This window comes from Clostridium hydrogeniformans DSM 21757 (genome assembly GCF_000686705.1).
Lineage (GTDB): Bacteria > Bacillota > Clostridia > Clostridiales > Clostridiaceae > Clostridium_Z > Clostridium_Z hydrogeniformans.
On sequence record NZ_KK366004.1, the window covers coordinates 572,502 to 586,928 of the forward strand.

Here is a 14,427-nt window from a genome sequence, read left to right on the forward strand (position 1 = left end):
AAGATATGAGAGCAGTGGTTCAAAGGGTTTTAAGTTCTAAAGTAACTGTATCAGGAGAAATTGTTGGGGAGATAGAAAAAGGCTTTAATGTACTCCTTGGAATACAAAAAGAAGATACAGAAGATGATATTAAATACTTAGTTGATAAAATAATAAACCTTAGAGTTTTTACTGACGATAATGATAAGATGAATTTATCTTTACTTGATGTAAAAGGGGAACTATTAATAGTTTCCCAATTTACTTTGTATGGAGACTGTAGACGAGGAAGAAGACCAAGTTTTATAGAAGCATTAGGTGGAGAAGAAGCTGAAAGGCTTTATGAGATATTTCTTGAAAAGTGTAGAGAGTGTGGTTTAAAAGTAGAGAAGGGAATATTCGGAGCAGATATGAAGGTTTCCATTGAGAATGATGGACCTGTTACTTTACTTTTAGAAAGCAAGAAAACTTTTTAGTGGAGGGATTCATATGTTTATAAAAAGAATACCAGCAGGAATATATGCTGCTAACTGTTATATTGTTATGGATGAAATATCAAAGGATATAATACTTATAGATATTGGTGGAGATGCAGAGGATATAATAAAGGAAGTTAAGAACCTTAATGGAAATGTAAGAGGAATAATCTTAACCCATGGTCATGTGGATCATGTAAGTGGGGTATTAGATTTTAAGGAAGAATATGATGTACCAGTATATTTAAGCCATAAGGACGAAGAGCTTATGATACAGGGAACTTATATATATGGAAGCTTCAATGATAAAAGAGCAGATTTTTCCCTTAAAGAAGGAGAGGTAATAACTCTAGGATCAATAAAAATAAATGTTCTAGAGACCCCAGGACATACTCCAGGAGGGGTAAGTTTTATTATTGAGGATAATGTATTTACAGGAGATAGTCTTTTCTATGGATCTATAGGAAGAACAGATCTTTCAGGAGGAAATTATGGTGAGCTTATAGATAGTATAAAAGATAAACTTTTAGTTCTACCAGAGGAAACTAAGGTTTATAGTGGACATGGACCTATGAGCACCGTAGGAAATGAGAAGAGAAGCAACCCATTTTTAAGGTAATAGGAGAAAAGATGGTTAAAGTAGTATTAAATGAAGAAAAGTTTAGATATGATATATATCAGATAATAAATCTTTATCATAGTTTTCAGGATATAGAGTTCACTAAAGATGAAGGAGATTATTATATAAATATAGACTCTTATAATATAGAGATTAAGGGAAAGGAATTAGAAAAGACTTACCCAATCTCAAAGGATGTAAGGACTGATATTAAAAAGTCTGTATTTAGTTATTTTAAGGATATTATGGATAAACCACTTCCTTGGGGAACCTTAGTTGGTATAAGGCCAAGCAAGATAGCACTTTCCATGATAAAAGAAGGAAAAAGTGAAGAAGAAATAATAGAATATTTTAATGAGAAGTATCTAGTAAGCAGGGAAAAGGCAAAGCTTTGTATAGATGTGGCTAGATATGAGGAAGAATTTGTTAATACATCTAAGGATTCCATAAGTGTATATATAGGTATGCCATTTTGTCCTACTAGATGTGTATATTGTTCCTTTACCGCTAATCCTATAGGAGGAAATAAGTCCTTAGTTAAGCCTTATTTAGATGCTCTTATATATGAGATAAAGGAGATTGCATCATATATAAAGGAGAAAAACTTAACCCTTCAATGTGTATATTTTGGGGGAGGTACTCCAACTTCCGTTAATGATGAAGATTTTAGATATTTAATGGAAGAAATATACAATAATCTTATAGAAGGTAAAAATGTAGAAGAGTTTACTGTAGAATGTGGAAGACCAGATAGTATATCCATAGATAAGCTTAAAACTATGAGAGATTTTAAGGTTCATAGAATAAGTATAAATCCTCAAACTATGAATGACTCTACCTTAAAATCCATAGGACGTAATCATTCTGTGGATCTTGTAAAAGAAGTTTATAATGAAGCTAGAGATATGGGATTTGACAATATAAATATGGATCTTATAGTAGGGCTTCCCGGAGAAGATTTAAGTCACATTAAAAAATCCTATGAGGAAATATTAAAACTTAAACCAGATTCATTAACTATTCATGGTATGTCAGTAAAAAGGGCATCAAGACTTTATGAGGATATTTGTCATAATAAAACCCTTAAAATTCCTCATCAAAGAGAATTAAATTCTATGTATGATTTAACTAAGGATTTAGGTAAAGACTTAGGTATGAATCCTTATTACATGTATAGGCAAAAGAACATGGTGGGAAATATGGAGAATGTAGGATATGCTGTAAAAGGAAAAGAAGGAATTTATAATATTCAAATTATAGAGGAGAGACAAACCATAATTGCTTTAGGGGCAGATGGGGTTTCCAAAGTTGTTTTCTTAGATGAAAATAGAATAGAGAGATTTGCTAATGTAAAGGATGTTAGGGAGTATATAAAAAGAGTTTCAGAAATGGTAGATAAGAAAAAAGCATTATTGAGCACATTATATACCTCATAGATATTATAGATATATATAAGAAATTTGTCTAAAAGACTATGACTTAATGCTTATGTAAAGAATTCATAGCTTTTATATAATTAAAAGAAAATAAAGATTATAAATTTTTAGGGTTAATTTATATAGTAACTTATAGTTAGGTTATGTGTAAATATTTATTTAATAGGACTTAAGGTTATGTATATGGTTAAGATTAATTATGTTTATAAATGTTTATAAATATAATTTTAAATAAGATTTATTTTATAATAGGAGGGATAGTAATGGAAAAAATGCAAGCACCTAAGGGTACTAAGGACATGTTACCAAAGGATAGCTATAAGTGGCATTATGTAGAAAATAAACTTAGAAATTTATCAAAGGAATATGGAATAAGAGAAATTAGAACTCCTATGTTTGAGCATACAGAGCTATTTTTAAGAGGTGTGGGAGAAACTACTGATGTGGTTCAAAAGGAAATGTATACCTTTGAGGATAAGGGGAATCGTAGTATAACATTAAAGCCAGAAGGTACGGCACCAGCAGTTAGGGCATATATAGAAAACTCTATTTATGCAGATACTCAACCAACAAAGATGTATTATTTTACTCCAGTATTTAGATATGAAAATGTCCAAAAGGGTAGATTAAGACAACATCATCAATTTGGAGTTGAGATTTTTGGATCTAAGGAAGCGTCAATGGATGCTGAAATTATATCTTTAGCTATGAGGGCTTTTAATGAACTTGGCATTAAGGGTTTAGAACTTAATATAAATAGTATTGGTTGCCCTAAGTGTAGGAAATCTTATAATGAAGCTCTTAATAAGTTTTTAGGGGATAACTACAATAACTTATGTGAAACATGTAAATCAAGATTTGAAAGAAATCCTATGAGAATACTAGACTGTAAAGAAAGAACATGTAAGGAAATAACCAAAGAAGCTCCTGTAATTTTAGATTATATATGTGAGGAGTGTAATGATCACTTTGAAACTTTAAAGAAGTATTTAGGTGTTATGGGCATAGATTTTAAAGTAGATCCTTATATAGTTAGAGGACTAGATTACTACACTAAAACTGTGTTTGAAATTATAAATAAAGGACTTACAGTTTGTGGTGGAGGAAGATATGATAAGTTAATAGAAGAAATAGGTGGACCAGAGATACCAGCTGTAGGTTTTGGTATGGGTCTTGAGAGACTTCTTATGACTCTTGAAGAAGAGGGAATAGAAATAGATGAGCCGAATCTTTTAGAACTTTATATAGGGTCTATGGGAGAGGATGCAAATCTTGAGAGTTTTAATATAGTTTACAACTTAAGAAAACTTGGAGTAAAATGTGAAGGGGACCATATGAAAAAGAGCGTTAAAGCTCAAATGAAGTATGCTAACAAAATGGGAGCTCTTTATAGCATGATTCTTGGAGAAGATGAGCTTAATAATAAAAAGGCAAATCTTAAGAGAATGAGTGATGGAGAAGTTTTTTCAGTGGATTTAACTAATTTAAATATGTTAGTTGAAATAATTAAAAAGTAAAGCTAGGAGGAGTAGTTATGGGCGAAGCACTAAATGGTGTTAAGCGTACTATAATGTGCGGTGATGTAAGAGAATCCAATATAGGTGAAAAAATAACTGTAATGGGATGGGTTCAAAGAAAAAGAAATCTTGGAGGATTAATATTTGTTGATCTAAGAGATAGAGAAGGAATTCTTCAAGTAATGTTTGGAGATGCAATAAATTCTGAAGCTTTTAATAAGGCTGATACTGTAAGATCAGAATATTGTATAGCTGTAACTGGAGAAGTAGTTAAAAGAGAATCAGTAAATCCTAATATGCCTACAGGAATGGTAGAGCTTAAGGGAGAAAGTATAAAGATACTTTCAGAGTCTGAAACTCCACCAATATATATAAAAGAAGATCTAGACGCTTCTGAGGCAATAAGACTTAAGTATAGATACCTAGATCTTAGAAGACCAGACATGCAGAATATTTTCAAAATAAGACATAGAGCAACTAAGGCTGTTCGTGACTTTTTAGATAAGGAAGGCTTCCTTGAAATGGAGACTCCAATGCTTACAAAGAGTACTCCAGAAGGAGCAAGAGACTATTTAGTTCCAAGTAGAAATTATCCAGGAATGTTCTATGCTCTTCCTCAATCACCACAACTATTTAAGCAACTACTTATGGTATCTGGATATGATAAGTATTTCCAAATAGTTAAGTGCTTTAGAGATGAAGATTTGAGAGCTAATAGACAACCAGAATTTACTCAAATAGACCTTGAAATGTCTTTTGTTGAGCAAAATCATGTGATGGAGCTTAATGAGGCACTTGTATCTCATGTATTTAAGGAAGTTTTAGGACATGAAATAAGCCTTCCTATAAAGAGAATGCCTTTTAAAGAGGCTATGGAGAAATACGGTAGTGACAAACCAGATTTAAGATTTGGAATGGAAATAAAGGATTTAAGTGAAGCTGTTAAATCTTCAGATTTTAAGGTTTTTGCTGATACATTAAGCAATGGAGGTTCTGTACGTTGTTTAACTGTTAAGGGCGGAGCTTCTATGGGAAGAAAAGATATAGATAGACTTGGAGAATTTGTTAAGACTTATAAGGCAAAGGGTCTTGCATGGATTCAATATAAGGAAGAAGAAATAAAATCGCCTATAGCTAAGTTCTTAAAAGAAGAAGAAATGAAGGCTATAATAGATAAGGCAGAGGCAGAAGTTGGAGACTTAATACTTATAGTTGGGGATAAAAACTCAGTGGTATTCTCATCTCTTGGTGCTTTAAGATTAGAGCTTGCTAAAAAGTTTGATTTAATAAAAGATAAAAATGAATTTAATTTTGTATGGATAACTGAATTCCCTCTTCTTGAGTATGATGAGGAAGAAGGAAGATATTTTGCAGCTCACCATCCATTTACCATGCCTATGGATGAGGATATAGAATATTTAGATAGTGATCCAGGAAAGGTTAGAGCAAAGGCTTACGACCTTGTATTAAATGGAGAAGAACTTGGAGGAGGAAGTATAAGAATTCATGATACTAGCCTTCAAGAAAAAATGTTTAATGTTCTTGGATTTACTAGTGAATCTGCATGGGAGAGATTTGGATTCTTACTTGAGGCCTTTAAATTTGGACCACCACCACACGGTGGGTTAGCTTTTGGCCTTGATAGAATGGTAATGTTCCTTGCAGGTACTGATAATATAAAGGATGTTATAGCATTCCCTAAGAACCAAAATGCTTTCTGTCCGTTAACAGAAGCTCCAGGAGTTGTTGATGAAAATCAACTTGTAGACCTTGGAATAAAGAAGATAGAAACTCTTTCTAAAGAAGAGAAATAGAAAGCTAAAATAATTAAAGTATGAAAACACAGTATGTAGTAAAAACTACATACTGTGTTTTATTATATTAGTGTTAAGTATATAGGTTAATATTAGTAATAAGAACACCGCCTGAAGGAAGACTCATTCTATATAACTTAAAAAATTATATAAAAATATAATTAATACTTTTCCATATGTTGTGATATAATTATAGAAATAATATTAAGATAGTTAATAGAGGGGAGCACTATTATCTATAGGTTAATAGTGTATCCTTTAAGTAAGATATATAAGGGGGCAATATTTTATGAATAATGAATCATTAAAAAAGTATGCAGACCTAGCTGTAAGATGTGGAATTAATATTCAAAAGAATCAAACTCTACATATAAGTTCACCACTAGAATGTATAGATTTTGTACGTGCTATAGCAAAGGCGGCTTATGAGGCTGGAGCAGGAAATGTGGTAGTTGACTATGTAGATGATGAAATAACATTAATTAAATATAACAATGCACCAGAGGAAAGTTTTTCAAAGGTTCCTAATTGGGCAGCTTTATCAAAGGTGGCTTTAGCTAAGGAAGAAGGGGCAGCCTTTTTAAGTATATCTGCTAGAAATCCAGAGCTTTTAAAAGATGTAGATCCAAAGAGGGTAGCAGCTGCAAGTAAGTCTAGTAGTATAGCTTTTAAAGAGTTTTCGGATTTTCTAATGGGAGATAATGGTCAATGGGCAGTTATATCTGTTCCTACTAAGGCTTGGGCTAAAAAGGTATTTCCAGAGTCATCTGAGGAGGAAGCAGTAGAAAAGCTTTGGAATAGTATATTAAGTATAGTAAGAGCTGATAAAGAAGACCCAGTAAGGGCTTGGGAAGAGCATTTAAATACTTTAAAGGAAAAAAGAGGTTTTCTTAATGAGAAAAAGTTTAAATATCTTCACTATAAATCTGAAGGTACGGATTTAGAAATAGAATTCTCAAAAAACCATAAATGGCTTGGAGGAAGTGATTCCACTAAAAAGGGAGTAAATTTTGTAGCTAATATGCCAACAGAAGAAGTGTTTACCCTTCCATTAAAAACAGGTGTAAATGGTTATGTAAAAAGTACTAAGCCTCTTATTTATGGAGGAAATATAATAGATAATTTTGTTCTTCATTTTAAAGAAGGAAAAGTAGTAGATTTCACTGCAGAAAAAGGATATGATGTGTTAAAGAACTTAATAGAAACTGATGAAGGATCTCATTATTTAGGAGAGGTGGCATTGGTGCCAGATAATTCTCCAATATCTAATTCTAATATAATTTTCTTTAATACTTTGTTTGACGAAAATGCTTCTTGTCACTTAGCACTAGGAAAAGCTTATTCTAGTTGTGTTGAAGGATATGAAGATATGACTGAAGAGGAAAAGAAAGTTCAAGGAGTAAATGATTCATTAACTCATGTGGATTTTATGGTTGGGTCAAAGGATTTAAATATTCAAGGGGAAACCTTTAGTGGAGAGAAGATTACAGTATTTAAGGATGGAAATTGGGCTTTTTAATTAGGGTACCTATATCTTATAAATCTTAATTAAAATATCCAGCTAAGGAAGGGACTAATCTATAAAACCAATCTAATATATATAAAGTGAAATTAATTCGTTTAAAGTTTTTACCATAGGTAATTATGGTGTAGTGAAATCCAGAGATTTTAAAGCTTTTACTCCTATATTAAATAGGAGTAAATATTGAAACTTTAGAGTCTCTGGATAAATTTTTAGTACTAAACATTGCACAATTTAGGGAAGAATAAAGCTAGAATTGTATTATAGGTAGAAAGGTGATATAATTGTATCATACTCTATAGGGGTATAGTATTTAAGGAGTGGTAATATGATGGAGGCTAAAAACGAAGCATTAAAAAAAGATATTTGTGTAAGGTTAAGAAGAATTGAAGGTCAAGTTAAGGGAATTCAAAATATGGTGAATAATGAAGTTTGTTGTAGAGATGTCCTTGTTCAAGTGGCGGCAGTTAGGGCAGCTATGAATAAAGTTGGAGGGCTTATGCTTGAAAATTATGCTTATAACTGTATGGACTTTGATGAGGAAGATGAAAGAATACAACAACTTATAAGTGCATTAGTTATGTTTTTAAAATAAATTAGAACTTAATTTAGATAAAGTTTTTTACCAAAGGCAAAGTGTAGTAAATAAGGCTAGAAAGTTTATAATTATTACATTCTATAGTAATAAAGTCATAAGATTTTTTAGTAAAGAATCCTAATTAGATTTAACCTTAATTAATAGAAAAACCCTAGGAAGATTTCCTTAGGGTTTTATTTTTATTTATATATATTTTATAATTTATAAATCTAGCAATTGAAGATGTAAGTATTACACCAACGGCTATAGCACCAGCACCAGATAGGGTTTTTAATCCTAGTTCTAGGGATTTATAAACATTTCCTTGGATGGATGCCAGCATTGTATAATACATACCACCTCCTGGAACCAGTGGAATTAAAGCGCATATAACAAAGGTCGTTACTGGAGCTTTTAATACTCTAGCTAAGATTTCGGAATAAGCACTTAAAGCTACAGCGCCAATGAAAAGGGAGGTAACATCAGAAAGTCCATAATAAAGAGCAATTTCATAAAAGAGCCATCCAAGACCTCCACCAATGGTTGCAGCAAAAAGGTTTTTTCCCTTTATATTAAATATAATACCAAATCCTAAAGTAGACATAGCAGCATAAAATGTTTTAATAAACATATTAAAAACCTCCTATATAAGTAAACCAAAATTTCATCACAACCCCTGTACCTGTAGCTATTCCTACCGCTATTAGAAAGGCTTCGAGAGCTCTTGCAAGGGCAGCTAAAAGATCTCCAGCTATGGTATCACGAAGGGCATTGGTTATTGCAAGACCAGGAACTAAAAGCATTATAGATCCTATTATTATTTCATCTAAGTTATGTCCTATACCTGTATAAATACTTAGAAGAGCTATAATTGCAGTAATAGCACCACCAAAGGTATTTATAAAAAATTCATTTATTTTGTATTTACTAAAAAAGCTAGAACTAAGCTTTATAATTATACCTATTAAAAAAGAAACAAAAAAGTCGTTAATATCCCCTCCGAATAATAAGGTGAAAAAAGCAGCAGCAGTAGCTGAAAAAAATGCTGTGGTATTTAATCCATATCTTTTTTCATTATTTATTTCCATTAAAGCTTCTTTTATCTCATCAGAGGTTAGTCCTTTAGACTTAATATTTCTTGAAAGATCATTGACTTTTGATATTTTTTCAAGATCAACAGTTCGGCCTCTTACTCTTTTAACTAAGGATATTGTTTGGCCGAAGTTATCTGTTATAGAAACCATTATACCAGTAGGCGTTACAAAACTATCACAATCCTTTACATTAAAAGCAGTACATATTCTAAATATAGTTTCTTCAACTCTATAAGTTTCTCCGCCATTTTCTAATATAATTCTACCAGCCTCTGTGGCAATATGTAATATTTTATTTACATCCATTATAATTACCTCTAATATATGAAAATATTTTACTCAAATATTATAGCATATAACATATAAAATAATATCATTTTATAAAATAAACAATTTTCTGATAAATGATAATAGTTGTTGATAAATAGATTAAAGAACTCTATAATATTATTGAGTGCTTATATAGGGTATTCAAATAATAAGTATAATAAATTTAAATGAGGGGCGTGATATAAATGAATTTTGAGAATCTAAAAAATGTAGATGGGGATGTATTAGACATTATAGAAAGAGAAAGCCAAAGACAGGAGTATAATATAGAGCTTATTGCATCAGAAAACTTTGTATCAAAAGCAGTTATGGAGGCTATGGGTTCTACTTTAACAAATAAATATGCAGAAGGATATCCGCATAAAAGATATTATGGCGGCTGTGAGGTTGTAGATGAGGTTGAAGATTTAGCAAGAGAAAGGCTTAAAAAGCTATTTGGAGCAGAGCATGCTAATGTGCAACCACACTCAGGATCTCAAGCTAATATGGCAGTATATTTTACTGTACTAAATCCAGGAGATACTGTTCTTGGAATGAATTTAAGTCATGGAGGACATCTAACTCATGGAAATCCAGTTAATTTCTCAGGAAAGTTATATAACTTTGTATCCTATGAAGTTAGTAAAGAAGAAGAAGTTATAGATTATGAAGAGGTTAGAAGAATAGCTTTAGAACATAAACCTAAATTAATAGTTGCAGGAGCCTCAGCTTATCCAAGAGTAATAGACTTTAAAAAGTTTAGGGAAATTGCAGATGAGATTAATGCGTACTTAATGGTAGATATGGCTCATATAGCTGGACTTGTGGCTACTGGACATCATCCATCTCCAGTACCATATGCAGATTTTGTAACCACAACTACTCACAAAACTCTAAGAGGACCTAGGGGAGGAGCTATTCTTTGCAGAGAGAAATATGCTAAGGATATAGATAAAACCATATTCCCAGGAATACAAGGAGGTCCTTTAATGCACATAATTGCAGCTAAGGCTGTATGTTTTAAAGAAGCTTTAGAGGATAACTTCAAAGATTATATAGAACAAGTTGTTAAAAATGCCAAGGCTTTAGGAGAAGAACTAGAAAAGTATGGCTTTAGACTTATATCAGGTGGAACAGATAACCACTTACTATTAGTTGACTTAACTAATAAAGATATAACTGGAAAGGAAGCTGAGAAAGTATTAGATTCTGTTGGAATAACAGTAAACAAAAATACTATACCTTTTGAAACTAGAAGTCCTTTTGTAACTTCTGGTATAAGAATAGGAACTCCAGCTATGACATCAAGAGGATTTAAAGAAGAGGATATGAGAGAGATTGCTAGACTTATGGACTATGTTATAAGTCATAGAGAAGAAGATCTATCTAATATAAGACAAGAAGTTATAGAGCTTTGCAAAAAAAATCCATTATACAAATAGTATAGGAATGGGTTAAAGAAAATAATTTAAAACAAAAAGCATATTAGGATATACTTTATAGGGCTACAGTCATATAAAATATACTAATATGCTTTTATTTATTATAGATATGATATAAATAATCGAATATCCTATGTGGATTAAAGAGATAAAGAAACACTGTAGATTTATAGAATTAATTTGAATATAATTTCTTATATAATAAAAGTTGTTATATAAATTAAATTTAACTTTATTCATATGGAATATACTAGTATAATATAAGAACTGATGTAGATAAGGTTAGTATTATATAAAAAATTAAATACTATATAAAGCATAGTTTATTTTCTACAAGAAATTAAAAAACTATTTGAATAATAAATTTAGCCATAATATAAGAATTACAATATATATTACTTACAAATAATTATGTAAGTTTGATATATATATTCATAATTGGTAAACTAATAATAATCTATTTAAATTAAATTTACCTAGGAGGAAAGCTTATGAAGTTTGAATATATAAAAAATATAGATAAGACTATGAAGTACTTTTTAAAATATGGAGGATTCTTAACATGTAAGGATGGGGATGACTTAAATGTAATGACAATAAATTGGGGGACCATTGGAAATCAGTGGGGCAAACCTGTATTTACTATGATGATCAGAAAATCAAGAAGTTCTCATAACATTATAGAAAACAGTAAGGAATTTACAGTAAGTATTCCAACAAAGGTAGAGTATAGAAGATTACTTGGACTTTGTGGTTCATCTTCCTATAAGGATGTAAATAAAATAGAGAAATTTAATATTAAACTTAAGGATAGCGTTGTTATAGATACTCCATCCATAGATGGATGTACAATATTTTATGAGTGTAAGGTCATATATAAGTATGATGTCAAAGCAGAGGATTTAAATAATGAAATAGAAGACATTACTTATATGGAAGGAGATTATCACACTATTTATGTAGGTGAGATAGTTAATTATTATGTGGAGGGAAAGAATAATGATTGATTGTCATGTTCATAGTAATTTTTCTACAGATAGTAAAATGCCTATAGAAGATATATTAAAGACATCTAAAGATTTAAATATAGGGGTTACTGTCACAGACCATATGGATTTAAATTATCCTGATAAAGAACTTTTTAGATTTGATTTAAATAAATATGTAGAGGCTTATGAGAAGTTTAGAAATAATAATTTCTTTCTTGGAATAGAACTTGGAATGGGAGAAGAAATTGTAGATGATAATAGAAGTCTTATAGAAAAATACAGATTTGATTTAATTATAGGATCTATACATATGATTGATGGTGGTGATATATATGATAGAAGAACCTATGAAGGAAAGAGTAGGAAAGAGGTTTTTCAAAGATACTTTACTCTTATGGAGAGTGCTATAAGAAGCCATGAATATATAAATGTTCTTGCTCATATAGACTATATAAGTAGATATTGTCCCTATGAAGATAAAGAAATATGGTATAGGGAGTTTAGTGATTATATAGATGAGGTTTTAAAAAGGATAATAGAAAAAGAAATAGCTTTTGAAATAAATACTAGAAGGCTACAGTTAGAGTCTGCAAGAAATAATATAAAGGATATATTATTAAGATATAAGGAACTAGGGGGAGAAATAGTAACCCTTGGTTCAGATGCTCATAATAAAGAATCCATAGGAAATAACTTTTCTGTAGGAAAATACTTAACAGAATGTTCAAATTTAAAAGCTGTATATTTTAAAGAAGGAAAGATAAAAAGCTTATAGTCATTGGCTATAAGCTTTTTATTTTTTTATTTTTCCTAGGAGTTATAAATTTTAAATAACATGTTAAAACTTTAGAAGAAAGTTGACAGTGAAATTTAGTTGTAATATACTTTGACTATCAAAGTATAATATTTTGATAATCAAAGTTTTATAAAAATACTTCTAGGAGTGAAGAGATGACAAAGAGCATTAATGTATTAAATGAGCTTTTGGTGGACCTATTCAATGATATATTGAAAATAGAACAAAATGCTCTTCAGGAAGGACATTTTAAAGATTTATCAGTAACAGAAATACATACTATAGATGCAATTGGAATGTATGAAGCAAGGTCTATGTCAGAAGTTGCAGATAAACTTAATATTACGGTGGGGACACTAACCACAGCCATAAATAAATTAATAAAAAAAGGTTATGTGGATAGAAAAAGGCAGGAAGAAGATAGAAGGGTAGTTCTTATTGAACTTACTAAACGTGGAAAACTTGCCTATAGAATTCACGAGAAATTTCATAAGGATATGATAAGGGAGACTATTAGTGGTCTTAGTGAGGATGAAGAACATATTCTTATAAATTCTTTAGAAAAGCTAAGTAGCTTTTTTAAGGATAAATATAACCTTATTAAGAAGGAGAATTAATATGAGTTATGTTGAAATATTAGGAAGTGGTGCTTATGTACCTTCTAAGATTTTAAGTAATAAAGATCTTGAAGGAATAGTAGATACTAGTGATGAATGGATTGTTACAAGAACTGGAATAAGAGAGAGAAGAATTGCAGTGGATGAAGAGACTAGTGATGTGGCATCTGTTGCAGCAAAAAGAGCATTAGAGAATTCAAAGGTTTCTAAAGAAGAAATAGATTATATAATAGTTGCAACCTTAAGTGGTGAAACCATAACTCCTTCAACAGCGTGTATGGTTCAAAGTAAGATAGGGGCAATAAATGCTACAGCCTATGACTTAAATGGAGCCTGTAGTGGGTTTATATACGCTCTTATACAAGGAGAGGCACTTATTAAGGCATCAAAAGCTAAGAAAGTATTAGTAATAGGAGTTGAAATTCTTTCAAAGTTTGTAGATTGGAAGGATAGAAATACCTGTGTACTTTTTGGAGATGGAGCAGGAGCTGTAGTGCTTTCAGAAGGAGATAAAGGTATAATTACAACCTATTCTAAATCCTTTGGGGATCTTGGAATGTGTTTAACCATAGGAGGGACTCCTTTAAATAATATTTTTATGGAGGAACCTGTTAAAGCTTTAGATTCATCCATCCATATGGAGGGAGGATCAGTATTTAAATTTGCAACTTCTGCTATGGTAGAAGCGGTGGAAAAGGTAGCATTAGATGGGGGAATAACTCTTGATGATATAGATATTATAATACCTCATCAAGCTAATTATAGAATAATAGAATATGCAAGTAAAAAGCTTAAAATGGATATAAATAAGTTTTTCATTAATTTAGATAAATATGGAAATACATCCTCTGCAAGTGTACCTATAGCCTTAAATGAAGCTCTTGAAAAAGGGATTATAAAAACTAATATGAATGTGGTTATGGTAGCATTTGGAGGAGGCCTTACTGTAGGGGCAACCCTTGTAAAATTTTAATATTAAATTGGAGGAATGTAAAATGATATTTGAAAAAATAAAAAGTGTAATAGTGGATCAATTAGGAGTAGAGGAAGAGGAAGTAAGTTTAGAAACTAGTTTTCAAGATTTAGGAGTAGATTCATTAGATTTATTCCAAATAATAATAGAGCTGGAAGAAGAGTTTGGAGTGCAAATAGAAGAGGCAGAAAAGATAAAAACTGTAAAAGATGCAGTAGAATATATAGAAGCTAAGAAGAACTAGTTTCTTAAATAGTTAGATAGGTC

General features: G+C 30.9%; 15 protein-coding genes. 13 read left to right on the top strand and 2 right to left on the bottom strand.

Annotation, left to right across the window (positions count from 1 at the left end):
- Nucleotides 1–5: 5 nt before the first annotated feature.
- From dtd to BR69_RS0115945, 7 genes are all read left to right on the top strand, one after another.
- The gene (gene dtd / locus BR69_RS0115915) at nt 6–455 is read left to right on the top strand and encodes a D-aminoacyl-tRNA deacylase (RefSeq protein WP_027634075.1); all 450 of its coding nucleotides are present in this window, start codon (nt 6–8) and stop codon (nt 453–455) included.
- Nucleotides 456–468: 13 nt separating this feature from the next.
- Nucleotides 469–1,074 carry an MBL fold metallo-hydrolase gene (locus BR69_RS0115920; protein WP_027634076.1) on the top strand — a complete coding sequence of 202 codons (606 nt, stop codon included), beginning with the start codon at nt 469–471 and terminating at the stop codon, nt 1,072–1,074.
- An 11-nt stretch (nt 1,075–1,085) separates the two neighbouring features.
- Nucleotides 1,086–2,510, top strand: a complete 1,425-nt coding sequence (locus tag BR69_RS0115925) for a coproporphyrinogen III oxidase (RefSeq protein ID WP_034850024.1) — start codon at nt 1,086–1,088, stop codon at nt 2,508–2,510.
- Nucleotides 2,511–2,773: 263 nt separating this feature from the next.
- Nucleotides 2,774–4,027 (top strand): histidine--tRNA ligase, encoded by a 1,254-nt coding sequence (gene hisS / locus BR69_RS0115930; RefSeq protein ID WP_034850026.1) that lies wholly within the window; start codon nt 2,774–2,776, stop codon nt 4,025–4,027.
- A gap of 17 nt (nt 4,028–4,044) precedes the next feature.
- Nucleotides 4,045–5,841, top strand: a complete 1,797-nt coding sequence (gene aspS, locus BR69_RS0115935; protein WP_027634079.1) for an aspartate--tRNA ligase — start codon at nt 4,045–4,047, stop codon at nt 5,839–5,841.
- 289 nt (nt 5,842–6,130) lie between these two features.
- On the top strand, nt 6,131–7,360 hold the full coding sequence (locus BR69_RS0115940; RefSeq protein ID WP_027634080.1) for an aminopeptidase: 1,230 nt from the start codon (nt 6,131–6,133) through the stop codon (nt 7,358–7,360).
- A gap of 334 nt (nt 7,361–7,694) precedes the next feature.
- Nucleotides 7,695–7,958, top strand: coding sequence for a metal-sensitive transcriptional regulator (locus BR69_RS0115945; RefSeq protein ID WP_027634081.1), 264 nt, complete (start codon nt 7,695–7,697; stop codon nt 7,956–7,958).
- A gap of 154 nt (nt 7,959–8,112) precedes the next feature.
- On the opposite strand, the gene BR69_RS0115950 is transcribed toward BR69_RS0115945, so the two are convergent.
- Complete coding sequence (locus BR69_RS0115950) at nt 8,113–8,571, bottom strand: threonine/serine exporter family protein (RefSeq protein ID WP_027634082.1); 459 nt, start codon at nt 8,569–8,571, stop codon at nt 8,113–8,115.
- Between the two features lies 1 nt (nt 8,572).
- Nucleotides 8,573–9,340 carry a threonine/serine exporter family protein gene (locus BR69_RS0115955; RefSeq protein ID WP_027634083.1) on the bottom strand — a complete coding sequence of 256 codons (768 nt, stop codon included), beginning with the start codon at nt 9,338–9,340 and terminating at the stop codon, nt 8,573–8,575.
- Nucleotides 9,341–9,549: 209 nt separating this feature from the next.
- Between BR69_RS0115955 and glyA the strand changes: the two genes are divergently transcribed.
- The 6 genes from glyA to acpP all read left to right on the top strand — a co-directional run bounded on the left by glyA (nt 9,550) and on the right by acpP (nt 14,404).
- On the top strand, nt 9,550–10,785 hold the full coding sequence (gene glyA, locus BR69_RS0115960) for a serine hydroxymethyltransferase (protein WP_027634084.1): 1,236 nt from the start codon (nt 9,550–9,552) through the stop codon (nt 10,783–10,785).
- 491 nt (nt 10,786–11,276) lie between these two features.
- On the top strand, nt 11,277–11,792 hold the full coding sequence (locus BR69_RS0115965) for a flavin reductase family protein (protein ID WP_027634085.1): 516 nt from the start codon (nt 11,277–11,279) through the stop codon (nt 11,790–11,792).
- Nucleotides 11,785–12,549, top strand: a complete 765-nt coding sequence (locus tag BR69_RS0115970) for a histidinol phosphate phosphatase (protein WP_242840705.1) — start codon at nt 11,785–11,787, stop codon at nt 12,547–12,549. The genes BR69_RS0115965 and BR69_RS0115970 overlap by 8 nt, the downstream gene beginning before the upstream one ends.
- Before the next feature lie 176 nt (nt 12,550–12,725).
- Complete coding sequence (locus tag BR69_RS0115975) at nt 12,726–13,187, top strand: MarR family winged helix-turn-helix transcriptional regulator (RefSeq protein WP_027634087.1); 462 nt, start codon at nt 12,726–12,728, stop codon at nt 13,185–13,187.
- Between the two features lies 1 nt (nt 13,188).
- On the top strand, nt 13,189–14,160 hold the full coding sequence (locus tag BR69_RS0115980; protein ID WP_027634088.1) for a beta-ketoacyl-ACP synthase III: 972 nt from the start codon (nt 13,189–13,191) through the stop codon (nt 14,158–14,160).
- 22 nt (nt 14,161–14,182) lie between these two features.
- Nucleotides 14,183–14,404: an acyl carrier protein gene (gene acpP, locus BR69_RS0115985; RefSeq protein ID WP_027634089.1), complete on the top strand. Its 222-nt coding sequence runs from the start codon at nt 14,183–14,185 to the stop codon at nt 14,402–14,404.
- The last annotated feature ends 23 nt before the right edge of the window (nt 14,405–14,427 follow it).

Excerpts from the sequence above, each read along its gene's own strand:
- dtd (WP_027634075.1), top strand. The coding sequence starts at position 6 with ATGAGAGCAGTGGTTCAAAGGGTTTTAAGTTCTAAAGTAACTGTATCA.
- BR69_RS0115920 (WP_027634076.1), top strand. The coding sequence starts at position 469 with ATGTTTATAAAAAGAATACCAGCAGGAATATATGCTGCTAACTGTTAT.
- BR69_RS0115925 (WP_034850024.1), top strand. The coding sequence starts at position 1,086 with ATGGTTAAAGTAGTATTAAATGAAGAAAAGTTTAGATATGATATATAT.
- hisS (WP_034850026.1), top strand. The coding sequence starts at position 2,774 with ATGGAAAAAATGCAAGCACCTAAGGGTACTAAGGACATGTTACCAAAG.
- aspS (WP_027634079.1), top strand. The coding sequence starts at position 4,045 with ATGGGCGAAGCACTAAATGGTGTTAAGCGTACTATAATGTGCGGTGAT.
- BR69_RS0115940 (WP_027634080.1), top strand. The coding sequence starts at position 6,131 with ATGAATAATGAATCATTAAAAAAGTATGCAGACCTAGCTGTAAGATGT.
- BR69_RS0115945 (WP_027634081.1), top strand. The coding sequence starts at position 7,695 with ATGGAGGCTAAAAACGAAGCATTAAAAAAAGATATTTGTGTAAGGTTA.
- BR69_RS0115950 (WP_027634082.1), bottom strand. The coding sequence starts at position 8,571 with ATGTTTATTAAAACATTTTATGCTGCTATGTCTACTTTAGGATTTGGT.
- BR69_RS0115955 (WP_027634083.1), bottom strand. The coding sequence starts at position 9,340 with ATGGATGTAAATAAAATATTACATATTGCCACAGAGGCTGGTAGAATT.
- glyA (WP_027634084.1), top strand. The coding sequence starts at position 9,550 with ATGAATTTTGAGAATCTAAAAAATGTAGATGGGGATGTATTAGACATT.
- BR69_RS0115965 (WP_027634085.1), top strand. The coding sequence starts at position 11,277 with ATGAAGTTTGAATATATAAAAAATATAGATAAGACTATGAAGTACTTT.
- BR69_RS0115970 (WP_242840705.1), top strand. The coding sequence starts at position 11,785 with ATGATTGATTGTCATGTTCATAGTAATTTTTCTACAGATAGTAAAATG.
- BR69_RS0115975 (WP_027634087.1), top strand. The coding sequence starts at position 12,726 with ATGACAAAGAGCATTAATGTATTAAATGAGCTTTTGGTGGACCTATTC.
- BR69_RS0115980 (WP_027634088.1), top strand. The coding sequence starts at position 13,189 with ATGAGTTATGTTGAAATATTAGGAAGTGGTGCTTATGTACCTTCTAAG.
- acpP (WP_027634089.1), top strand. The coding sequence starts at position 14,183 with ATGATATTTGAAAAAATAAAAAGTGTAATAGTGGATCAATTAGGAGTA.